Source organism: Pseudomonas sp. S3E12 (assembly GCF_001702295.1).
GTDB lineage: Bacteria > Pseudomonadota > Gammaproteobacteria > Pseudomonadales > Pseudomonadaceae > Aquipseudomonas > Aquipseudomonas marginalis.
Genome location: NZ_MBDT01000005.1, coordinates 761585 through 783979 on the forward strand (window position 1 = coordinate 761585; position 22395 = coordinate 783979).

A 22395-nucleotide genomic window follows, 5' to 3' on the forward strand; every position below is an offset into this window, starting at 1 on the left:
TCCAGTAAGGCAAGCGGTTTTGTTTACAACGGCGCTATCAGAACAACTTCAACGCCGGTGCTTCTTCTTTCAACGGCTCGTTCTTCGCGGTCTGCTCGTTCCAGCCACCGCCGAGGGCCTTGTACAGGTTGACCTCGCTGGTCAGCTGCGCCAGGCGGTCGGTGATCAGCGATTGCTGGGCACTGAACAGTTGGCGCTGGGCGTCGAGGAAGGTCAGGTTGCTGTCGACACCGATGCGGTAGCGACGCTCGGCCAGGCGGTAGTAATCCTGGTTGGCCGCGACGAAGCCACGCTGGGCCTCCAGCTGCTGCTTGTAGGTCTCACGCGCGGCGAGGCCGTCGGAGACTTCCTGGAAGCCGGTCTGGATCGCCTTCTCGTAGTTCGCCACGTTGATCTCTTTCTGGATCTTCGAGTAGTCCAGGCTGGCGCGCAGGCTGCCGGCGTTGAAGATCGGGATGTTGATCTGCGGGGCGAACGACCAGGTGCCCGAACCGCCTTTGAACAGTCCGCCCAGGGTAGGGCTGGCGGTACCGGCGCTGGCGGTCAGGCTGATGCTCGGGAAGAACGCTGCACGGGCCGCACCGATGTTGGCGTTGGCGGCCTTGAGGTTGTACTCGGCCTGCACGATGTCGGGACGACGTTGCAGCAAGTCCGAGGGCAAGCCGGCCGGCACGTCGCTGAGCAGGTCATCCGACAGCGGCTTGCTGGCGATATTCGCCGGCAGGCCGGTGCCCAGCAGCAGGGTCAGGTTGTTTTCGTCCTGGGCCACCTGGCGGGTGTAGCGTGCCAGTGCCACACGGGCATTTTCCACCGAGGTGCGCGCCTGGCTGAGGTCGAGGGCCGAAGCCACGCCGACTTCATTGCTGCGCGAGGTCAGCTTGAAGCTCTGCTCGTACGCGCCGAGGGTGTCCTGGGTCAGCTTGAGCAGTTCCTTGTCGGCCTGCCAGGTCAGGTAGGCATTCGCCACGCTGGCCACCAGGCTGATCTGGGTGCTGCGCCGTGCTTCTTCAGTGGCGAAGTACTTTTGCAGCGCTTCTTCACTCAGACTGCGCACACGACCGAACAGGTCCAGCTCATAAGAACTGATCCCGAGGCCGGCCGAGTACTGGCTGGTGATGGTCGATTCGCCGGTCTGCGACAGCTTGGCCGGGGTGCGCGAACGGCTGCCGCTGCCCGTGGCCGATACGGCCGGGAACAGGTCGGCACGCTGGATCTGGTACTGCGCCGCATACGCGTCGATGTTCAGGGCCGCGACACGCAGGTCACGGTTGTTCACCAGCGCGGTCTGGATCAGCTGTTGCAGGGCAGGGTCATGGAAAAACTGCTTCCAGCCCTGCTCTGCAGCGGCCTGGCCCGGCGCCTGGGCCGACGAATACGCCGGCCCCTGTGGGAACTGAGCTGCCACCGGCGCTTCAGGGCGCTGGTAGTCAGGGATCAGCGAGCAGCCACTGAGCACGAATGCGGTGACGGCTAAGGAGAGTAGCGACTTGCTCATTGGCCAGCCTCTTGAGGAGTTTGCTTAGGTTCAGTCTTGTTACGTTCGCCCATGGCGGACACGCTCGCGAAGAACAGGGGTACCCAGAAGATCGCCAGCACCGTGGCCGTGATCATACCGCCAATTACACCGGTACCGATTGCGTGCTGGCTGCCTGAGCCGGCGCCCGAGGAGATCGCCAGCGGCAACACGCCAAGGACGAACGCCATGGAGGTCATGATGATCGGCCGCAGGCGCATCCGCGAGGCTTCGATGGCCGCCTCGACGATGCCTTTGCCTTGCTCGTGGAGTTCCTTGGCGAACTCCACGATCAGGATGGCGTTCTTCGCTGCCAGGCCCACCGTCACCAGCAAGCCCACCTGGAAGAACACGTCGTTGGACAAGCCGCGCATGCTGGTGGCGATCAACGCACCCACCACGCCCAATGGAACCACCAGGATTACTGCGATCGGGATCGACCAGCTTTCGTACAGCGCCGCGAGGCACAGGAACACCACCAGCAGCGACAGCGCATACAGTGCCGGCGCCTGGGAGCCGGACAGGCGTTCTTCATACGACAGGCCCGTCCAGGCGTAGCCCACGCCCGCCGGCAGCTCCTTGGCGATGCGTTCGACTTCGGCCATGGCGTCACCGGTACTGTAGCCCGGTGCCGGGGTACCGAGGATTTCCATCGCCGCTACACCGTTATAACGCGAGAGCTTCGGCGAGCCGTAGATCCACTTGCCCGAGGCGATGGCCGACAACGGCACCATCTTCCCGGAGTCGCTGCGCACGTACCATTTGTTCAGGTCTTCCGGGGACATCCGGCTGGCGGCTTCACCTTGCACGTAAACTTTCTTCACCCGACCACGGTCGATGAAGTCGTTGACGTAGCTGCCACCCAAGGCAATCGCCAGGGTCTGGTTGATGTTGGACAGCGTGATGCCCTGGGCACTGGCCTTCTCGTCGTCGACGGTGAGCTCGTATTGCGGCTCATCGTTCACGCCGTTGGGGCGCACACCGGCCAGGATCTTGCTCTGGGCAGCCATGCCCAGGAACTGGTTACGCGCAGCCATCAGCTTTTCATGGCCGACACCGCCCTGGTCTTGCAGGAACACGTCGAAACCGGTGGCGTTACCGAGTTCCAGTACAGACGGCGGCACAATGGCAAACACCATGGCGTCCTGGAAGGTCTGCATGAAGTAACCCTGGGCACGCTTGGCAATCTCGAACACCGAGGTGGACGAGTCGCGCTCATCCCACGGCTTGAGCATCACAAAGGCCAGGCCCGAACTCTGGCCACGACCGGCGAAGTTGAAGCCGTTCACGGTAAACACCGATTTCACGCCTTTGCCTTCGCCCGGCTCGCCTTCCTTGTCATTAAGCAGGTAGGCGCGCATGTCGTCGATGACTTTTTGCGTGCGTTCAGCCGACGAACCTACCGGGGTCTGCACCTGGGCAAAGATCACACCCTGGTCTTCATCGGGCAGGAACGCAGCCGGGATGCGCATGAACAGCCAGATCATGCCGGCGATGATCAGGGCGTACACCAGGAACGCCGGGATCTTGTGCTTGATCATGTTACCCACGCCGCGCTCGTAGCTCAGTACGCCACGGTCGAAGGTGCGGTTGAACCAGCCGAAGAAACCACGCTTGGGTTGGCCGTGTTTTTCCGGGTCGATCGGCTTGAGCATGGTGGCGCACAGGGCCGGGGTGAAGATCAGGGCAACCAGTACCGACAACGCCATGGCCGAAACGATGGTGATGGAGAACTGTTTGTAGATCACACCGGTGGAGCCGCCGAAGAACGCCATCGGCAACAGTACCGCCGACAGTACCAGGGCAATACCCACCAGGGCGCCCTGGATCTGGCCCATGGACTTGACTGTCGCCTCTTTCGGCGACAGGTGCTCCTCGGCCATTACCCGCTCGACGTTTTCCACCACGACGATGGCGTCGTCCACCAGCAGGCCGATGGCGAGGATCATGCCGAACATGGTCAATGTGTTGATGGTGAAACCGAACGCCGCGAGGATCCCGAAGGTACCCAGCAATACCACCGGTACGGTCATGGTGGTGATGATGGTGGCGCGGAAGTTCTGCAGGAACAGGAACATCACCAGGAACACCAGCACGATCGCTTCGATCAGGGTGTGCACTACACCGGAGATCGATTCGGTCACGACCGGGGTGGTGTCATACGGCACCACCGCCTTCATGCCAGGCGGGAAGAACGGTTCCAGGGACGCCACGGTGGCACGGATGGCCTTGGCGGTGTCCAGGGCGTTGGCGCCCGACGCGAGTTTGATCGCCATGCCGGAAGCCGGGTTGCCGTTGAACTGCGCGCTGATGCTGTAGTTCTGGCCGCCGAGTTCGATACGCGCCACGTCACGCAGGCGAACCTGGGAACCGTCGGCATTGACCTTCATGAGGATATTGCCGAACTGCTCCGCCGTCTGCAGCCGGGTCTTGCCGATGATGGTGGCGTTCAGCTGGTTGCCGGGCAGGGCAGGCAGGCCGCCCAATTGACCGGTGGCCACCTGGACGTTCTGTGCCGAGATGGCCGTGCTGACATCCACCGGCGTGAGCTGGAAGTTGTTCAGCTTGGCCGGGTCCAGCCAGATACGCATGGCGTACTGCGAACCGAACACCTGGAAGTCACCCACACCTGCGGTCCGGGAAATCGGGTCCTGGATGTTGGAAACGATGTAGTTGGACAAGTCATCCTTGGTCATGCTGCCGTCTTCCGACACCAGACCGATCACCATCAGGAAGTTCTTTACCGACTTGGTTACGCGGATACCCTGTTGCTGCACTTCCTGCGGCAGCAATGGGGTCGCCAGGTTCAGCTTGTTCTGTACCTGAACCTGGGCGATGTCCGGGTTGGTACCCTGGTTGAACGTCGCGGTGATGGTCATGCTGCCGTCGGAGTTACTGTCCGAGGCCACATAACGCAGGTTGTCGATACCGTTGAGCTGCTGCTCGATGACCTGCACCACGGTGTCCTGCACGGTTTGTGCGGACGCGCCTGGGTAGGTCACCTGGATGTCGATGGCGGTTGGCGCGATGGCCGGGTATTGGTTGATGGGCAACTTCAGGATCGACAGTGCCCCGACCAGCATGATCACCAGGGCAATTACCCAGGCGAAAATGGGACGGTCGATAAAAAATTTCGACATGGATTACTCCCCCTGGCCAGGCGCGGCAGCAGGAGCAGCGGCGGAACCGGCGGGCTTGGCGTTGTCAGCCTCCTTGACCTTGACCTCCACACCCGGCTTGACGTACTGCAGGCCTTCGGTGATCACGCGGTCACCGGCGTTCAGGCCTTTCTCCACCAGCCAATAAGCGCCGGCGGTGCGGTTGGCCACCAGCACACGCTGCTCGACCTTGTTGTCGGCGTTGACCACCAGCGCCGTCGGGATGCCCTTGAGGTCGCGGGTCACGCCTTGCTGTGGCGCGAGGATCGCCTTGCTGTTCACGCCGGCTTGCAGCTGGGCGTGGACGAACATGCCCGGCAGCAGGGTGTGGTCAGGGTTGGGGAACACGGCGCGCAGGGTCACGGAGCCGGTGGTCTGGTCGACCGAGACTTCGGAGAATTCCAGCTTGCCGTCATGGCCGTAGTCGCTGCCGTCTTCCAGGGTCAGCTTGACCTTGGCGGCGTTGGCGCCGGCTTTTTCCAGTTGGCCGCTTTCCAGGTCGCGGCGCAGTTTCAGCATTTCAGCCGAAGACTGCGTGACGTCGACGTAGATCGGGTCCAGTTGCTGGATTACCGCCATGGCATCGGTCTGGCCATTGCTGACCAGCGCGCCTTCAGTCACCGAAGAACGACCGATACGCCCGGAGATCGGCGCGAACACTTTGGTGTAGCGCACGTTGATCTGGGCGGTTTGCACGTTTGCTTCCGCGGTCATGCGGTTGGCCACGGCGGTGTCGTATTCCTGGCGGCTGACGGCTTGCTCATCGACCAACTGCTTGTAGCGGTCGGAGATGGACTTGGTCTGGGTCAGGCTGGCTTGTGCGCTTTTCAGCGTGGCGTCATAGACCGACGGATCGATCTGATAGAGCTGCTGGCCTTCCTTCACATCCGCGCCTTCCTTGAACAGGCGCTTGAGGATGATGCCGTTGACCTGCGGGCGAACTTCCGCGATGCGGTAGGCGGTGGTGCGGCCGGGCAGCTCGGACGTCAGGGTGTAGGCTTGCGGTTGAATGGTGACCACGCCGACCTGAGGGATTTGAGCGGGCGGAGCCGCTTCTTCCTTTTTACATCCGCTGAGCAGCGATGCCAGGGCGACGGCAGTGACCAGAGCGGTAACAGCTGGCTTAAGTTGCATGAAGATCCTCGGGTCAGGCGCGCAGGGTGCGCACAAGAAGTGTGGAAGGGTAAAAAACAAGCTGTGAGTGGATAAGTAGCTTGCTACGCAATATACTTACGTTCATGGTTGTTTGTAAACTCTTGACAGGCTTCGCGGATTGTTGACAAAGCAGGCCAAAAGTCTCGATTCCATTACGTTCGGCGCCCATGACGGTGTCGTCCCACAAATATTCGGATGATCGTTAACATCTATTAACACTGCGTTAACGATAGTCTTATGTGTCCTGATTGAGGTTGTACTGCCATGGTTCGTCGCACTAAAGAGGAAGCTCAGGAAACGCGCAGCCAAATTCTCGAAGCCGCCGAGCAAGCCTTTTATGAACGCGGCGTTGCACGGACGACGCTGGCGGATATCGCTGCGCTGGCCGGCGTCACGCGGGGCGCTATTTATTGGCACTTCAGTAATAAATCCGATCTGTTGCAGGCCCTGCTGGACACGCTGCATGAGCCACTGGACGAATTGGCCAGGGCCAGTGAAAGCGAGGACGAAGTCGATCCGTTGGGGTGCATGCGCAAGCTGCTGATTCATTTGTTTCATCAGGTGGCCCTGGACCCGAAAACCCGGCGCATCAATGAGATTTTGTTTCATAAGTGCGAATTCACCGATGAAATGTGCGACATGCGCCGTCAGCGCCAGACCCACAGCCTGGAATGCAACCTGCGCATCGGCCTGACACTGCGCAACGCGGTCCATCGCGGGCAACTTCCGGAAAACCTCGACACCACCCGTGGCGCAGTGTGCATCCATGCCTACATCAACGGGCTGATTGGCCAGTGGCTGCTGGTACCCGACAGCTTCCAGCTACATCAGGAGGCCGAACGCTGGGTGGATGCAGGGCTCGATATGCTGCGCCTGAGCCCCAGCCTGCGCAATTGAGACAAAATGCGTAATTGCATCAGGTTGTGTCAACAGTAAAGCCTAAGGACCGTCAATCGTCCTTCTGCCTGATAGGTGGGGTGACTTTATATACGGGCTGGCGGGCGGTTGATACATAGCCGCCTAAGTATTTTGTAGGGATTTTGTTGCAAGGCTGTTAAGGAGTGTTTCCCAGGGCAACATCGTGTCAACAATGTGGGAGGGGGCTTGCCCCCGATGGCCGTGGTTCAGTCAACACATACAGTGACTGACGCACCGCCATCGGGAGCAAGCCCCCTCCCTCATTTGGTTTCGCGTTTCGGGCGATTACAGCGGCAGCGTCGGGTAATCGATGTAGCCCACCGGGCCCTGGCCGTAGAAGGTTTCCGGATGCGCTTCGTTCAACGGCGCATCGGCTTTCAGGCGTGCTGGCAGGTCCGGGTTGGCAATGAACGGCACCCCCCAGGCCACGGCGTCCGCTTTGCCTTCGGCCAGCCAGGCATTGGCGCTGTCCTTGGTGAAACGTTCGTTGGCGATGTACACGCCGCCAAAGGCTTTTTTCAATTGAGGACCGAGGCTGTCCGCACCTGCCTTTTCACGGGAGCAGATGAAGGCGATACCACGCTTGCCCAGCTCGCTGGCGACGTAGGTGAAGGTCTCCTTCAGGTTGTCGTCGCCCATGTCGTGGGCATCGGCGCGCGGTGCCAAATGCACACCCACACGGCCAGGGCCCCAGACCTCGATGGCCGCATCGGTCACTTCCAACAGCAGGCGTGCACGGTTTTCCAGGGAGCCACCATAGTTGTCGGTGCGCTTATTGGTGCTGCTTTGCAGGAACTGGTCGAGCAGGTAGCCGTTTGCGCCGTGGATCTCCACGCCATCAAAGCCTGCGGCCTTGGCGTTCTCGGCACCGGTGCGGTAAGCGTCGACGATGTCGACGATTTCAGCGGTTTCCAGGGCGCGCGGTGTCGGGTAGTCGGCCAATGGGCGCACCAGGCTGACATGACCTTTAGCCTGGATCGCGCTCGGCGCCACCGGGGTTTCGCCGTTCAGGTAGGACGCGTGGGAAATGCGGCCCACGTGCCACAGTTGCAGGAAGATCTTGCCCCCTGCGCCATGCACGGCCTTGGTGACATTGGCCCAGCCGCGCACCTGGTCGTTGGACCAGATGCCCGGCGTGTCCGGGTAGCCGACACCCAGCGGTGTCACCGAAGTGGCTTCGCTGAGGATCAGCCCGGCGGAAGCACGTTGCACGTAGTACTCGGCCATCAGCGCGTTGGGTACGCGGCCGGCATCGGCGCGGCAGCGGGTCAGCGGTGCCATGATGATGCGGTTCGACAGTTCCAGGTCGCCCAGTTTGATCGGATCGAAAATAGTCGTCATGGGAAAAACACCCTTCTCTTTGAAGTTGATCAGTGGGTCGCAGGGGCCAGGTCGGCATCGCCGCCCTGACGGAAAGTAATCAGGGTCACCAGCAGCGCCAGGATCGCCAGGGCCGCTGCCGCCAGAGGCACGCTGCTCAGGCCGAAACCGTGGGCAATCACGCTGCCGCCCACCCAGGCGCCGAGGGCGTTGCCGATGTTGAAGGCGCCGATGTTCAGGGTGGATACCAGGTTCGGCGCGGCCTTGCCGAAGGTCACCACGTTGATCTGCAGCGCAGGTACGGCGGCAAACGAAGCGGTGGCCCAGAGGAACAGGGTGATCTCGGTCGGGATCACGGCGATGCTGGTCCAGGTCAGCGCGGTGGACACCACCGCCATACTGATAAACACGCCGATCAGGGTGGCTGCCAGGCGTTTGTCCGCCAGCTTGCCGCCGATGATATTGCCCACGGTGAGGCCCAGGCCGATCAGCAGCAGGGTCCAGGTCACGCCTTTGGGCGACACGCCAGTGACATCGCCGAGCAGCGGCGCAACATAGGTGAAGAGGGTGAACATGGACGCGGCGAACAGCGCGGTCATGCTCAGCGACAACCAGATGCCGGCACCCTTGAGCGCGGCCAGTTCGGCGCGCATGTCGAGTTTTTCTTCGTCACGCTTGGCCGGCAGGAAGCGGATCAGGCCGATCAGCGCCACCACGCCAATCACCGTCACTGCCCAGAAGGTCGAGCGCCAGCCGGCTTCCTGGCCCAGCGCAGTGCCCAGTGGTACACCAAGCACGTTGGCCAGGGTCAAACCGGTGAACATCAGGGCCACGGCCGAAGCACGCTTGTTGGCCGGCACCAGGTTGGCGGCGACCACCGAACCGATGCCGAAGAACGCACCGTGGCACAGCGCGGTGATCACACGGGCAACCATCAGCACGTTGTAGTCACTGGCCAGGGCGCAGAGCAGGTTGCCGATAATGAAGATGCCCATCAACGCTACCAGGGCTGCCTTGCGGGGCAACCTGGCGGTGGCCAGTGCCATAAATGGCGCACCGATGGCCACGCCCAGGGCATAGCCGGTGACCAGCCAGCCGGCGCCGGGAATCGACACGCCGAGGTCCGCCGCCACATCGGGCAGCAGGCCCATGATCACGAACTCGGTGGTGCCGATGGCGAAGGCGCTCAGGGCCAGGATGAGTAGCGAGAGGGGCATTATCGTTTCCTTGTTACAACGTCGCGCTGATTTCAGCGCTGAGTTCAGTGGTAAGCGCCGCGAGGAAGGCTTGGATCACTTCCTCATTGCGCTTGAAAAAGTGCCACTGTCCGGCCTTCTGACTGCTGATCAATCCCGCCCGTTGCAAGGTGGCCAGGTGGGCCGACACGGTCGACTGGGACAAGCCGCAGCGCTGGTCGATCTGCCCGGCACAGATGCCGTATTCGTGGTTGTGCAATTGCTCGGGGAACTGCACTTTCGGGTCTTTCAGCCAGGTGAGGATGTCTCGTCGTACTGGGTGCGCCAGGGCTTTTATTATTTCGTCGAGGTCGATGGACATGGCAGGTGCTCGGTGTCGTAAAGCGTTATATCGCGATGAGGCGAACTTTAAATCGTTATATCCCGATATACCAATATGATTTTGCTCTGAGCTCAGGCTGAATCGGTATATCGGGTTATAACGATACGTTGGCGCCAGTGCTAGACTGCGCGGCATGAATTATCTCGCACATCTGCACCTGGGCGGCCAACTTCCTGCGCAACTGCTGGGCAGCCTGTACGGCGACTTTGTCAAAGGCCGCCTGCAGGGCCAGTTCAGCCCGCCAATCGAAGCGGCGATCCAGTTGCATCGCTCGATCGACCGCTTCACCGACAGCCACCCGTTGGTGGGCGAGGCGTTGTCGCGCTTCAGCCTGACCCGCCGGCGCTATGCCGGGATTGTCCTTGATGTGTTTTTCGATCACTGCCTGGCGCGGGATTGGGCGCTGTACGCCGACCAGCCCCTGGAGCACTTCACCTCGCAGGTGTACCGCGTGCTGGCGGCCGAACCGCAGTTGCCGGGGCGGCTGGCGCAGATAGCGCCGTATATGGCCGCGGATGACTGGTTGGGGTCGTACCGCGAGTTTGCGGTGATGGAGCCGGTGTTGCGCGGGATTTCGCGGCGGCTCACACAACCTCAGGAATTAGGGTTTGCGATGCAGGAATTGCGTGAGTTGTATGAGCCGTTGAGTGAAGACTTCCGGATCTTCTACCCCGAACTGCAAGCCTTCGCGCATAACCACCTGACAACACGAAGCTAAATGCGGGAGGGGGCTTGCCCCCGATAGCAGACTTCCAGTCAGCTTATCTATAGCTGACCCACCGCTATCGGGGGCAAGCCCCCTCCCACATTTGGAGCAGTGTCTAGCTCATATCACGCGGCAAAGGCTGGTCGCGCCGCTACTTGTTCAGTCTCCGGCACCGGCCCAAACAACGCCTTCTGCACCGCCTGCTGCGCCTGGAACGCCAGCGCCGCACGTTCCTGCCCGGCGCAGGCAATCGGTTTGAGCACATGGATTTCCACATCGCCCTGGTCATTGCCGAACAAGCGCATCAGGTGCGAGAGCAAATCGTCATCGCCAATGAACGGTGCCAGCGGGTCGACCTGCCCATCGCGCAGATAACGGATGGCCACCGGTTGCAACGACACGTCCGCGTCAATCGCACTGGCCAGCAAGCGCCCGTGGAAGGTGCGCAGGCTGCGGCCGTCGGTGGTGGTGCCTTCGGGGAACATCAGCAGCGGGTGCTGTTGTTCCAGATGGCGGGTCATCTGCTTGCGGATCAACTGGCTGTCACCCGAACCGCGACGGATAAACAAGCTACCGGCCTTCGCCGCCAACCAGCCGGCCACCGGCCAGGTGCGCACTTCGGCCTTGGACAAAAACGACATCGGCGCCACTGCGCCCAGCAACGGAATATCGGTCCAGGACACGTGGTTGCTCACCCACAGCATGGGCTGGGTCGGCAACTCGCCGAGCACTGTCACGCGAAAGGGCAGGGCGTTGGTCAGCCGCGCCATGAAGAACCGCGACCAGCGTTGGCGCCGCACCATCGAGTTGGCCACGCCCAAGCGTTCGAACACGCCAAACACACTGGCCATGCTCAAGCCCAGCGCCACTACCACCAGCACCCGGGCAATGCGTCCGTACACGCGCAGGCGGCTCATCACATGGCCGCCTTGAAGTGGCGCGCATAGCGCGGGCATAGCTCATCGCGCTTAAGCAGGATGAACACGTCGGCGACCTGGAAATCCTCATCCCAGCACGGTTCGCCGCAGATCTTCGCACCCAGGCGCATATAGGCCTTGAGCAGTGGCGGCATCTCGGCGATTACGTTGGTCGGCAGGTCCAGCGCCGGCAGCGGTTTTTTCGGTTCGGCGCGCAGGTGTTCGTTGCACAGGTAACGTTCGCGCAGGCGCTGCATGATCGCGTGGGCCTGGATGCCGCCGTCGTGCATCGGGATGCTCGCGCAGCCCATCAGGTAGCTGTAGCCGCCCTGGTTGAGCACTTCGGCCAACTCGCCCCACAACACGGCGATGGTGCCACCGTTGCGGTAGGCAGGGTCGACGCAGGTGCGGCCGATTTCCAGGATCGGGCCCTGCAGATGCAGCAGGCCATGCAGGCTGAATTCTTCTTCGCTGTAGAACCGGCCCAGGGTGCTGGCGGCCTGGTGGTCGAGCAAGCGGGTGGTGGCGACGAGTCGACCGCTGTTCAAGTCCCGCACGCCGATGTGGCTGCAGTGAACATCATAGTCATCCATGTCCAGGCCGTGTTCCGCGCCTTTGAGCTTGGCGTTGAACTCGCCGCTGAAGACGTTGAAACGCAGGGCCTGGGCTTCCTGCAAAGCCTTGGCGCCAACCAGGCGTTCGGCTTGCAGACGGCGTTCATTGCCGGTGTCGCTGATGCGGGCGATCTGAGTCATGGCGAATCTCCGAGTGCCAGCCACGTTTCGGCCGGTCGACTTTGTTGTCCAAAGTCAGGCTATGTAGCCCCGGTGTCATCTCCATGAAGTTATGGTGACGCTTGGATGACAGGCGTTTTGATAGAGCTGCACAGGAGCGGTCGTTCGACATTTTTCCTACTTTTGATTTGGAGAAAGGATGACCGATCAGAGGGAACCGGATTACCCGTGCCGCCACATAGGCTCTGGATGTGAGGGCAGATGGGCTCCTTATGCCGTTGGACGTTTGTTAAGCCTTGCGCTCTGGAGGTAGGGGCACTATGCCGATTTCGCCCGTTTCGAATAACGCGCCCGCCTGGTGGGAAATTGATAATCATGAAAAAAGTCTGGGTTCTGAGCCGCCGCAGGTGCAAGTCATTAGCGAACGGTACAGCGGCATCCGCAGGCAGGATGGCCGGTCTTACGGCGAACCCGTCAACAACAAGGTCGTGGCGTCGGGCATGCACCTGTTTGTATACAAGCCAGATAATCGTGATCCCGGGAAAAAGCCCGAGGACATCTGGAGCGCTTTCAGCCAGTGGAATCAGGACAACTGTGTGTCCGTTGCGGCGATAAAGATGGCGATGATGCAGTTTGGCGAGCAGCCAACCGACGTATTCAAAGAGGTACGAGAAGTACCGGGTGGTTTCCAGGTTACGTTAAGAAATAACGAAACGGCTTACGTGACCCAGGCTGAGCTGGAAATGACGGCGATGGCCATGAAGTTGAAGGGGACGGATCCACGGGCAATCACCTCGGCGAACGTGATAAGTACGGTTATGGCCAAGGTTGAGCAACAGAAATTATCCAAAGAACAGAACAGAAATGTGGGATTTGGCGAAGCGCTGCAGGTCTTGAATCGCCCTGACGCCCTTCCTTTGGCGCTTGCGCGGCTTGGCTTGGGGAGCATGATTGAAATGGTACCGCCCGAGGACTTGCTTAATGGGCGTCTAGGGGCTTTTTCCAGTGGTGTTAAAAACGGCAGTCATAGCTCTGTGAGCGTGGGGGGTAAAGAGGAGCGTTGGGGGCTGCGCGGCGGTCCATCCCCGACTGGGGAGGATATTTACGCCTATGCATTCAAGAAATCATAAGCGTGCGACGCTTGTCAGGGCGGGTTGTCACAAAACCATCATTAGCCTCGGCTAGCCTCGCGGGCTTGAATGCCCCTTGAGTCTGCGTCCATGGTCAGAGGCCTGCTGTGCGTTGCCCTGCTGTTCGTCACCGTTACCGCCTGCGCTGAAACCTGGCCTGACAAGGAGTGGGCCAAGGGCACGCCGCTCGCAGGGCCCGCCGTCGAAGCCCTTGACGCCTACGCATTCCCGCCCCGTGACGACATTGCCCGCCAAGGCATTCGCACCGACGCGCTGCTGGTGATCCGCGACGGTGTGGTCATCTATGAACGCTACGCCGCGCCGACCACGGCCAGCACGCCGCATCTGACCTGGTCCATCAGCAAAAGCCTGATGGCTACCGTGCTCGGCGTGGCCTACGGCGAAAACCGTTTCAAACTGACCGACCCTGCGGCACGCTTTTACCCGCCGATGAAACAGCACCCCAAGGTGACCATGGCCGACCTGCTGCACTGGGCCTCGGGCCTGGACTGGCAGGAAGACTATGAATACGCGCCGCTGAAGTCCTCGGTGGTGGCGATGCTTTACACCCGTGGCCGCGCCGATATGGCCGAGTTCGCTGCCAGCACTGAGTCCTTCAGCGCACCGGGCCAGGCCTTTCGTTATTCCAGCGGCGACAGCAATATCCTGTCCGCCGCGCTCAAGGGCATGCTCGGGCACAAGGCGTACATGAGTTACCCCTGGGACGCGCTGTTCAAGCCGCTGGGCATTCACAACGCCACCTGGGAAACCGATGCCGACGAAACCTTTGTCGCCTCGTCCTATGCGTTCCTCACCGCGCGTGACCTGGCGCGTGTCGGCCTGCTGATGGCCCGCGACGGGCGCTGGGGGGATCAACAATTGCTGCCCAAGGACTGGGTGGCGTTCAACCGCCAACCCTTCGACAAATACACCGCCGGCCAGGACGAAGCCGTCCCCGGTGGCCAATGGTGGCTCAACCAAGGCGCCCCGAGGCCCTGGCCCGACGCCCCCGCCGACACCTTCGCCGCCCTCGGTCATTGGGGCCAGGCGCTGTACGTGATGCCCGACGAACACCTGGTGATCGTGCGCTATGGCGATGATCGCGACGTCAGCTACCGCCACAACGAACTGCTCAAGCGTGTGCTCGCGGCGGTGCAACCATGATCCGTCGTCGGCCGTTCACCAGCCTGTTTCTCGTGCTGCTGCTTGCCCTGTCTGGTTGGGTTTGGCACGAGCGCGTCAACCTGCAAGCCTTCCCCGATATCATCGCGGCGTATACCGCCAAGGAGTACTGCTCGTGCCGCTATGTGGCGAACAATCCAGCCGACTACTGCCGGGGTTATGTGAAGCAGTACGTGCCCACCAGTGCGTTCAGCGATAACCCGGAACGCAGTGAAGTGACGGCGAGTGGCTTGGGGCGTACGCACAGCGCGCGGTGGTTGGGGGATCGGCAGGGCTGTCGTCTGAATCCCTGACACAGCGCAAGCCACCCCCCACATTGGATTTGCGCCGTTCGTGACATTGCGCTTAAGGTTCGTGCAGGTTTTTCGCCCCACGAGTCCTTAATGTTCAACGCGTCTGTTATCAAACCCCTGGCCTTCGCCCTGCTGGCCGCTGCCGCGGTGCCCGCCCATGCCGACTGGTACCTGGACAACGAGTCCTCGCGCCTGTCGTTCGTCACCACCAAAAACACCGAGATCGCTGAAGTCCATCGCTTCCTGGTGCTGCACGGCAAGGTCGACAGCAAGGGCGCGGCGCAATTGGAAGTAGAGCTGGAGTCGGTCAACAGCGGCATCCCGCTGCGCGACGAGCGCATGCGCAATCAGCTGTTCGAAATCAAGACTTTCCCCGAAGCGCTGATCAGCGCACAGATCAATCTGCAACCCATCAATGACCTGGCGCCTGGCGCGCAACTGGAACTGCGCTTGCCCCTGAGCGTCACCCTGCATGGCAAGACCCAGACCTACAGCGCTGAGTTGTTGGCCACGCGCCTGGATGACCGGCGTTTCCAGGTGGTGACCCTGGAACCGGTGGTGTTGCATGCGGAGGATTTCGACCTGGCGCCGGGTGTGGCGATGTTGCGTAAAGCGGCCGGTCTCAAGTCGATCAGTTTGTCGGTGCCGGTGGGTGCGGTGCTGATCTTTACGGCGCGCTGACATGAGCGGCGCAGTGTTCCCGTGGCGCAGCGCCAACCGTTTCGAGTTGTTGATCGACGGCCCGCAATTTTTTCCGCAGATGCTGGTGGGCATTGCCCGGGCCGAGCGGCAAGTGGAGTTGGAATTGTATCTGGTGGAGGCTGGCGCCTGCGCCGAAGCGATGGTGCAGGCGCTGGTGCTGGCCGCCGAGCGCGGCGTGCGGGTGCGTTGCCTGTTTGATGACTACGGTAGCCTGGCATTTACCCTGGGGCTGCGTAAGCGCCTGACCGACGCCGGTGTGGAGCTGCGTTTCTACAATCGCCTGAGCTGGCGCCGTTGGATGCGCAACCTGTACCGCGACCACCGCAAGCTGTTGCTGATCGACCAGGAAACTGCCGTGGTCGGTGGCACGGGCGTCACCGATGAGTTCTGGACGCCGGGGCAAGACACCGCCGACTGGCATGAGGTGATGGTGCAGGTCCACGGCCCGCTGGTGCTGGACTGGCAGGCGCTGTTCGAGCGGCAATGGCATGCCAATGTCGCGCGCCGTGCGTGGAAGCCCGCCACCCATTTCGGTTTGCCGCGCTTGCCCAAGGTGCCGGCGACGGGGCCAGGCCTGGGCCGAGTGGCCTATGCAGACGCCCGACAGCACCGCGATATCCTGCAATCGCTGATCCGCGCGCTGAACAGCAGCCAGCAACGTATCTGGTTTGCCACGCCATATTTTTTGCCCACCTGGGGCGTGCGCCGCGCATTGCGTCGGGCCGCAGGGCGTGGGGTGGATGTGCGTTTGCTGCTCACCGGCCCGCGCACCGATCACCCCTCCGTGCGCTACGCCGGGCACCGTTATTACCCGCGTTTGTTGCGTGCAGGCGTGCAGATCTTTGAATACCAGCCGTGCTTTTTGCACCTGAAGATGGCGCTGGTGGACGATTGGGTGAGTATCGGCTCGTGCAACTTCGATCACTGGAATCTGCGCTTCAACCTGGAAGCCAACCTGGAAGCGTTGGACCCTGGGCTGACGCAGGCGGTATCGGCGAGCTTTACCGCGGATTTTGCCCAGAGCCTGGTGGTCAGCCTGGAAGCGTGGAAGGCGCGGCCGTTGTGGCGGCGGGTGAAGCAGCGGGTGTGGGGGTGGATTGATCGGTTGGTGGTGAACCTGCTGGATCGACGCGGCTAGCAAGAACACTGAGGTCAAATGTGGGAGGGAGCAAGCCCCTCCCACATTTTTTGACCGCGTCAGGCGTTAGAGCAGTTCGAAGGTCTGCTGCTGTACGTCCTGGGAATCCAGCCCGATCTGCACATTGAACTCCCCCGGCTCGGCGGCGAACTTGAGCTGGGTGTTGTAGAACTTCAAGTCGTCCTCGGTGATGGTGAAGTGCAGCGTGCGCTCTTCGCCAGCCTTGAGCATGACCTTCTGGAAGTTCTTCAGCTCCTTGATCGGACGGATCATCGAACCCGCCACGTCCTGGATATACAGCTGCACCACGGTTTCGCCATCGACCTTGCCGGTGTTTTTCAGCGTGACGCTGGCGTCGAGCTTGCCGGTCTTGTTCAGGGTGGTGGACGACAGCGCCATGTCCGACAGGCTGAAGGTGGTGTAGCTCAGGCCATAGCCAAACGGGAACAGCGGCCCGGTGGTGTCATCGAAGTACTGTGAGGTGTAGTTGCCCGGCTTACCCGGGGTGAATGGCCGGCCGATGGTCAGGTGGTTGTAGTAGGTCGGAATCTGCCCCACGGAGCGTGGGAAGGTAATCGGCAGCTTGCCCGATGGGTTGTAGTCACCGAACAGCACGTCGGCGATGGCGTTGCCGCCTTCGGTACCGGCGAACCAGGTCTCCAGGATCGCGTCGGCTTGTTGTTTCTCTTCCAGGATCGACAGCGGGCGGCCGTTCATCAGTACCAGCACCAGCGGTTTGCCGGTGGCTTTCAGGGCCTTGATCAGGTCGCGCTGACTCTGCGGGATATTCAGGTCGGTACGGCTCGACGATTCGTGGGACATGCCACGGGATTCACCCACGGCGGCGACCACCACGTCGGCATCCTTGGCGGCCTTGACCGCTTCATCGATCATCACCTGGGCCGGGCGGGTGTCATCCACCACTTCCGGGGCATCGAAGTTGAGGAAGTTGAGGTAGTCGACCACCGCCTTGTCGTTGGTGATGTTGGCGCCACGGGCGTAGATGATCTTGCCTTTTTCGCCGATGACCGCGTTCATGCCGTCAAGCAGCGTGACCGATTGCTCCGGCTTGCCGGCCGCCGCCCAACTGCCCATCATGTCGATCGGCGCCTTGGCCAGTGGGCCCACGAGCGCGATGGTCGCGGACTTTTTCAGCGGCAGGGCGTCGTTCTGGTTCTTCAGCAGCACCAGGCTGCGGCGCGCCACATCACGGGCCTCGGCACGGTGCAGGCGGCTCTCTGCGTAAGTGTCGGCCGGGTCATCCTCGGCCTTGCCGATGCGCAGGTACGGGTCTTTGAACAGGCCCATGTCGTACTTGGCAGCGAGCACTTCACGCACGGCGTTGTCGATGTCGCTCTGTTCGATCTCGCCGGACTTGAGCAGCCCCGGCAGTTCCTTGCCGTACAGCGAGTCGTTCATGCTCATGTCGATGCCGGCCTTGATCGCCAGCTTGGCGGCTTCACGCCCGTCCTTGGCCACGCCGTGCTTGATCAGCTCGAAGATCGCCCCGTGGTCGCTGACGGCCAGGCCCTTGAAGCCCCAGTCCTTGCGCAGCAGGTCGTTCATCAGCCAGGTGTTGGCGGTGGCGGGCACGCCATTGATCGAGTTCAGCGCCACCATCACGCCGCCGGAACCGGCCTTGATCGCCGCGTGGTACGGCGGCAGGTAGTCCTGGTACATCTTGACCGGGCTCATGTCGACCACGTTGTAGTCACGTCCGCCTTCCACTGCGCCGTAGAGGGCGAAGTGCTTGACGCTGGCCATGATGCTGTCGGCATTCGCGGGGCTGGCGCCTTGGAAGGCCTTGACCATCACTTCGGCAATCCGCGAGACCAGATAGGTGTCCTCACCGAAACCTTCGGACGTGCGACCCCAGCGCGGGTCGCGGGAGATATCGACCATCGGTGCAAAGGTGATGTCGAGGCTGTCGGCGGCGGCTTCCCGGGCGGCGACGCGCCCGGAGCGGCCGATGGCGTCCATGTCCCAGCTGGAGGCCAGGGCCAGGCTGATCGGGAAGATCGTGCGGTGGCCGTGGATCACGTCATAGGCGAAGAACATCGGGATCTTCAAGCGGCTGCGCATGGCCGCGTCCTGCATCGGACGGTTTTCCGGGCGGGTGATGGAGTTGAACGTGCCACCGATGCGGCCGGCGGCGATTTCCTTGCGGATCAGCTCGCGGGGCATTTCCGGGCCGATGCTGATCAGGCGCAATTGGCCGATCTTTTCATCCAGGGTCATCTGCTTGAGCAGGTCGCTGACGAAAGCGTCCTTGTCCTTAAGCGCAGCAGGCTTTGTTTCTGCCCAGACGGGGTGGGTGGCCAGCGTGGCAACAAGGCCGAGCAAACACAGCTTCTTCATGAATATCCTTTTTCGGCTCACTGCACAGCGCTTGGGCTGATCGGCCAAAATGTGGGGAGCGTCTATTGTTGTTCGGGTGTTGTTCAGATAAATGCAGCACACTCTGAACTCTTTATCGCGCTGGGCATCTTTGTAGCTGATTGGCTCGATGCATTCCAGTGGTGGCGGATTATGCCCCAAGCGTGTGGTTTTTAGGGTTAGTCGTCACATTCCATCCAGTTTGGGCAGGAGAAACACCATGCAAGCAGCACAACATTCCCGCTGGGGCCTCAAGGCCGCGGCTTTGCTATTGATCAGCACAGTATTGAGCGGCTGCGGCATCAATAACATCCCGACCCTGGACGAACAGGCCAAGGCGGCCTGGGGCCAGGTGCAGAACCAGTACCAACGCCGCGCCGACCTGATCCCCAACCTGGTGGAAGTGGTCAAGGGTTACGCGGCCCATGAGCAGGACACCCTGACCGCCGTGATCGAGGCGCGGGCCAAGGCCACCTCGATCCAGGTGGATGCCAGCACCCTGGACAACCCGGAAAAACTCAAGCAGTTCCAACAGGCCCAGGACGGTTTGAGCGGTGCCCTCAGCCGCTTGATGGTGGTCTCCGAGCGCTACCCGGACCTGAAGGCCAACCAGAACTTCCTGGCCCTGCAATCTCAGCTCGAGGGCACCGAAAACCGCATCGCCTGGCCCGTCGCGATTTCATCCAGGCCGTGCAGGCGTACAACACCGAGATCCGCACCTTCCCAGGTCGCCTGTGGCACAGCGTGATGTACAGCGACCTGCCGATCCGCGCCACCTTTGAAGCCACCAGTGCCGATGCCGATAAAGCGCCGCAAGTGAAGTTCAAATAAGGCTGCACTGAGGTGTCGATGCGTTTATTACGGATAGGCCTGGCGCTATGGATGCTGGCCTGCGTGGGGGTGGCCCAGGCAGCGCTGACGTTCCCGGCGTTGAGCGGACGGGTGGTGGACACCGCCCAGATGATCGACCCGGCCACGCGCGAGCACATCACCCAGCAGTTGCAGACGCTGGAGCAGACCCGTGGCGACCAGATCGTGGTGGTCACGGTGCCCGACCTGCAGGGCGTGCCCATCGAGGACTACGGTTACCAGTTGGGTCGCCAGTGGGGCATCGGCCAGAAGGGCAAGGACAATGGCGCGTTGCTGATCGTCGCCCGTGACGAGCGCACGTTGCGCATCGAAGTCGGCTATGGCCTTGAAGGCGTGCTCACCGATGCGCAGGCCTGGGTGATCATCAACCAGGTGATTGCGCCCAAGTTCAAGGCCGGCAATTTCAGCCAGGGCATCAGCGACGGCGTGGCGGCGATGGTGCAGGTGGTCGGTGGCGAACCGCTGGCGGTGCCGGCGCATGTGGCGGATGCCAACTTTGCCAAGGATAATCCCGGCTTTTCCATCGGCCTGTTCATCCTGCTGATCGGTGTGTTGTGGCTATGCAATCGCATGGGCCTGCCGGTGGGCGCGATCCTTTTGGCGATCCTCAGCAGCAGTGGACGCGGCGGCGGTGGCGGGGGAGGTGGCGGCGGTTTCCGAGGCGGCGGTGGTGGCTTCGGCGGCGGCGGCGCGTCGGGCGGCTGGTAATGACAATAACTAGAGAGCAACTACAACCATGGCATTACTGACTGAACACGAGCAGCGCCAAGTCGCCGAAGCGATTGCCCGGGTCGAAAAAAACACCGACGCCGAACTGGTCACCGTGCTGGCGGCCCGCGCCGACGATTACGCCTACATCCCCCTGCTGTGGGCCAGCCTGATCGCCTTGGTGGTACCGGGCGTGGTGCATTACCTGTCGGGCTACCTGACCATGTACACCTTGCTGCTGGCGCAATGGGCGACGTTCATTGTGTTGTGCCTGCTGTTTCGCCTGCCCAAGGTGACCACTCGCCTGATCCCACGCTCGGTACGCCATTGGCGCGCATCCAACCTGGCGCGCCGGCAGTTCCTGGAGCAGAACCTGCACCACACCCTGGGCAGCACCGGGGTGCTGATTTTTGTCAGTGAAGCGGAACGTTATGTGGAGATACTGGTGGACGAAGGTATTTCCAAGCGCCTGGATAACAGCAGTTGGGATGCCATCGTCAAGGCGTTTACCCAGCAGGTGAAACAGGGGCAGACGCTGGCTGGGTTTATTGCCTGTATCGAGGCATGTGGCGAGTTGTTGAAGGTGCATGTACCGGTGACACACGCCCGGAATGAACTGCCAAATCGCCTGGTCGTACTCGAATAGAACATCCAACACTGGAGATCAAATGTGGGAGGGGGCAGTACCGTTGATCAAATAACCCCGTGCCCTGAACCCCCATCCCCCCTAAAATGCCCGGCATTCCCTGCCCGAGGCGTTTTTGTTCATGTCCGTTACCGCTCAACCTGCCAGCCCCGCGCCGGATCATCACGCCCAGTTCATCGAACTGTTGAGCACAAGCCTTGCGCAGAACGCCTTCATCAAGCTGGTGCTGGCCAAATACGTCGGTGACGAAGCCGAGTTGCAGCGGCTGATCATCAAGGCAGTGACCGTCAAGGAGCAGCCGTGCCTGTCCTTCGTCTACCGCTACAAGACCCGCGACATCACCAAGAACTTGGCGCTGGCCGACGGCGTGGCGGCGATTGCCGCGTTGCTGCCGGGCTCGTTCAAGAACGCGCACCTGCTGTCGCTGACCGACGAAGCCCAGTTGGAATACAGCAAGAAGAACAAAAGCTCGCTGTTCAGGAGCAAGCCTCAGCAACTGCGCGAGGCACCATCGGCCGAGCATAACCGTGAGAAGCATCGCTTCCTCGACCTGAGCCGGCCGTTCCTCGCCGACCTGGGCGTGACCGACGCCAAGCAGGCGCTGATCCCGTCGATGTCGCGCAAGTGGAAGCAGATCAACAAGTTCATCGAAGTGTTCAGCCATGCGCTGACCTCCTCACCGCTGAAGCTGGACCAACCAGTGCGCGTCGCCGATTTCGGTTCGGGCAAGGGCTACCTCACGTTTGCGATCCACGACTACCTGCGCAACACCCTCAAGGCCGAAGGCGAAGTCACCGGCGTCGAGTTGCGCGAAGACATGGTGACCCTGTGCAACACCGCCGCCGCTCGCCTCGAGCACCCGGGGCTGATGTTCAAATGTGGTGATGTGCGCAGCGTGGCGCCCAGCCAACTGGACGTGATGATCGCCCTGCATGCCTGTGACGTCGCCACCGATTACGCGATCCACACCGGCCTTCGTTCCGGCGCATCGATCATCATGTGCTCACCTTGCTGCCACAAGCAGATTCGCCTGCAGATCCAGAGCCCGGCGCTGCTCAAGCCGATGCTGCAATACGGCCTGCACCTGGGCCAGCAGGCGGAAATGGTCACCGACAGCTTGCGTGCGTTGTTCCTCGAAGCGTGCGGCTACGAGACCAAGGTGTTCGAGTTCATCTCCCTGGAACACACCAACAAGAACAAGATGATCCTGGCGGTCAAGCGTGCGGAGCCGGTGGACAACGCGCAGTTGCTGGAGAGAATCCAGGAGTTGAAGGCGTTCTATCACATCTCCGAGCACTGCCTGGAAACCCTGCTGCGCGCGGATGGCTACCTGATCTGACCGCCGCCCCCT

General features: G+C 61.5%; 19 protein-coding genes and 1 pseudogene. 11 read left to right on the top strand and 9 right to left on the bottom strand.

The genetic code is table 11. From position 1 onward, the window contains the following. Positions 1–37 precede the first annotated feature (37 nt). The 3 genes from adeC to BB029_RS08310 are packed head-to-tail and all read right to left on the bottom strand — an operon-like array spanning position 38 to position 5805. Positions 38–1495 (bottom strand): AdeC/AdeK/OprM family multidrug efflux complex outer membrane factor, encoded by a 1458-nt coding sequence (gene adeC / locus BB029_RS08300; RefSeq protein WP_027604394.1) that lies wholly within the window; start codon positions 1493–1495, stop codon positions 38–40. After that, positions 1492–4653, bottom strand: coding sequence for an efflux RND transporter permease subunit (locus BB029_RS08305; RefSeq protein ID WP_065928270.1), 3162 nt, complete (start codon positions 4651–4653; stop codon positions 1492–1494). Before BB029_RS08305 ends, adeC begins: the two co-directional genes overlap by 4 nt. 3 nt (positions 4654–4656) lie before the next feature. Continuing rightward, on the bottom strand, positions 4657–5805 hold the full coding sequence (locus BB029_RS08310; protein WP_065938833.1) for an efflux RND transporter periplasmic adaptor subunit: 1149 nt from the start codon (positions 5803–5805) through the stop codon (positions 4657–4659). Between the two features lie 285 nt (positions 5806–6090). Between BB029_RS08310 and BB029_RS08315 the strand changes: the two genes are divergently transcribed. Then, on the top strand, positions 6091–6723 hold the full coding sequence (locus BB029_RS08315; RefSeq protein WP_027604391.1) for a TetR family transcriptional regulator: 633 nt from the start codon (positions 6091–6093) through the stop codon (positions 6721–6723). Positions 6724–7029: 306 nt separating this feature from the next. Here the strand turns inward: BB029_RS08315 and BB029_RS08320 are convergent, their stop codons facing one another. Genes BB029_RS08320 through BB029_RS08330 form a run of 3 tightly spaced genes read right to left on the bottom strand, consistent with a single transcriptional unit; the run spans position 7030 to position 9621 of the window. After that, entirely contained in the window at positions 7030–8085 is a 1056-nt protein-coding gene (locus BB029_RS08320) for an alkene reductase (protein ID WP_065938834.1), read from the bottom strand. A gap of 29 nt (positions 8086–8114) precedes the next feature. Further along, complete coding sequence (locus BB029_RS08325; RefSeq protein WP_065938835.1) at positions 8115–9281, bottom strand: MFS transporter; 1167 nt, start codon at positions 9279–9281, stop codon at positions 8115–8117. A 13-nt stretch (positions 9282–9294) separates the two neighbouring features. Further along, the gene (locus BB029_RS08330) at positions 9295–9621 is read right to left on the bottom strand and encodes a helix-turn-helix transcriptional regulator (protein ID WP_065938836.1); all 327 of its coding nucleotides are present in this window, start codon (positions 9619–9621) and stop codon (positions 9295–9297) included. Between the two features lie 154 nt (positions 9622–9775). On the opposite strand from BB029_RS08330, the gene BB029_RS08335 reads away from it, so the two are divergent. Further along, entirely contained in the window at positions 9776–10360 is a 585-nt protein-coding gene (locus BB029_RS08335; protein WP_065938837.1) for an ACP phosphodiesterase, read from the top strand. A gap of 113 nt (positions 10361–10473) precedes the next feature. On the opposite strand, the gene BB029_RS08340 is transcribed toward BB029_RS08335, so the two are convergent. Beyond that, on the bottom strand, positions 10474–11265 hold the full coding sequence (locus BB029_RS08340) for a lysophospholipid acyltransferase family protein (protein ID WP_065938838.1): 792 nt from the start codon (positions 11263–11265) through the stop codon (positions 10474–10476). After that, on the bottom strand, positions 11265–12020 hold the full coding sequence (olsB, locus tag BB029_RS08345; protein ID WP_027604385.1) for an L-ornithine N(alpha)-acyltransferase: 756 nt from the start codon (positions 12018–12020) through the stop codon (positions 11265–11267). The genes BB029_RS08340 and olsB overlap by 1 nt, the downstream gene beginning before the upstream one ends. A gap of 299 nt (positions 12021–12319) precedes the next feature. On the opposite strand from olsB, the gene BB029_RS08350 reads away from it, so the two are divergent. From BB029_RS08350 to BB029_RS08370, 5 genes are all read left to right on the top strand, one after another. Further along, complete coding sequence (locus tag BB029_RS08350) at positions 12320–13129, top strand: hypothetical protein (protein WP_065938839.1); 810 nt, start codon at positions 12320–12322, stop codon at positions 13127–13129. A 90-nt stretch (positions 13130–13219) separates the two neighbouring features. After that, positions 13220–14293 (top strand): serine hydrolase, encoded by a 1074-nt coding sequence (locus BB029_RS08355; RefSeq protein ID WP_065938840.1) that lies wholly within the window; start codon positions 13220–13222, stop codon positions 14291–14293. After that, positions 14290–14604, top strand: a complete 315-nt coding sequence (locus BB029_RS08360; protein WP_065938841.1) for an amidase — start codon at positions 14290–14292, stop codon at positions 14602–14604. Before BB029_RS08355 ends, BB029_RS08360 begins: the two co-directional genes overlap by 4 nt. A 90-nt stretch (positions 14605–14694) precedes the next feature. Beyond that, positions 14695–15285, top strand: a complete 591-nt coding sequence (locus BB029_RS08365; protein WP_065938842.1) for a YceI family protein — start codon at positions 14695–14697, stop codon at positions 15283–15285. A gap of 1 nt (position 15286) precedes the next feature. Then, complete coding sequence (locus tag BB029_RS08370; RefSeq protein ID WP_065938843.1) at positions 15287–16444, top strand: phosphatidylserine/phosphatidylglycerophosphate/cardiolipin synthase family protein; 1158 nt, start codon at positions 15287–15289, stop codon at positions 16442–16444. Between the two features lie 66 nt (positions 16445–16510). On the opposite strand, the gene bglX is transcribed toward BB029_RS08370, so the two are convergent. Beyond that, positions 16511–18802: a beta-glucosidase BglX gene (gene bglX / locus BB029_RS08375; protein ID WP_065938844.1), complete on the bottom strand. Its 2292-nt coding sequence runs from the start codon at positions 18800–18802 to the stop codon at positions 16511–16513. A gap of 238 nt (positions 18803–19040) precedes the next feature. On the opposite strand from bglX, the pseudogene BB029_RS08380 reads away from it, so the two are divergent. The 4 genes and pseudogenes from BB029_RS08380 (at position 19041) to BB029_RS08395 (ending at position 22383) form a co-directional block, all read left to right on the top strand. Then, positions 19041–19651, top strand: a pseudogene (locus tag BB029_RS08380) (LemA family protein). An 18-nt stretch (positions 19652–19669) separates the two neighbouring features. Next, positions 19670–20398: a YgcG family protein gene (locus BB029_RS34025; RefSeq protein ID WP_065938845.1), complete on the top strand. Its 729-nt coding sequence runs from the start codon at positions 19670–19672 to the stop codon at positions 20396–20398. Positions 20399–20426: 28 nt separating this feature from the next. After that, positions 20427–21044: a TPM domain-containing protein gene (locus BB029_RS08390; RefSeq protein ID WP_065938846.1), complete on the top strand. Its 618-nt coding sequence runs from the start codon at positions 20427–20429 to the stop codon at positions 21042–21044. 121 nt (positions 21045–21165) lie between these two features. Next, on the top strand, positions 21166–22383 hold the full coding sequence (locus BB029_RS08395) for an SAM-dependent methyltransferase (protein WP_065938847.1): 1218 nt from the start codon (positions 21166–21168) through the stop codon (positions 22381–22383). Positions 22384–22395: the final 12 nt, after the last annotated feature.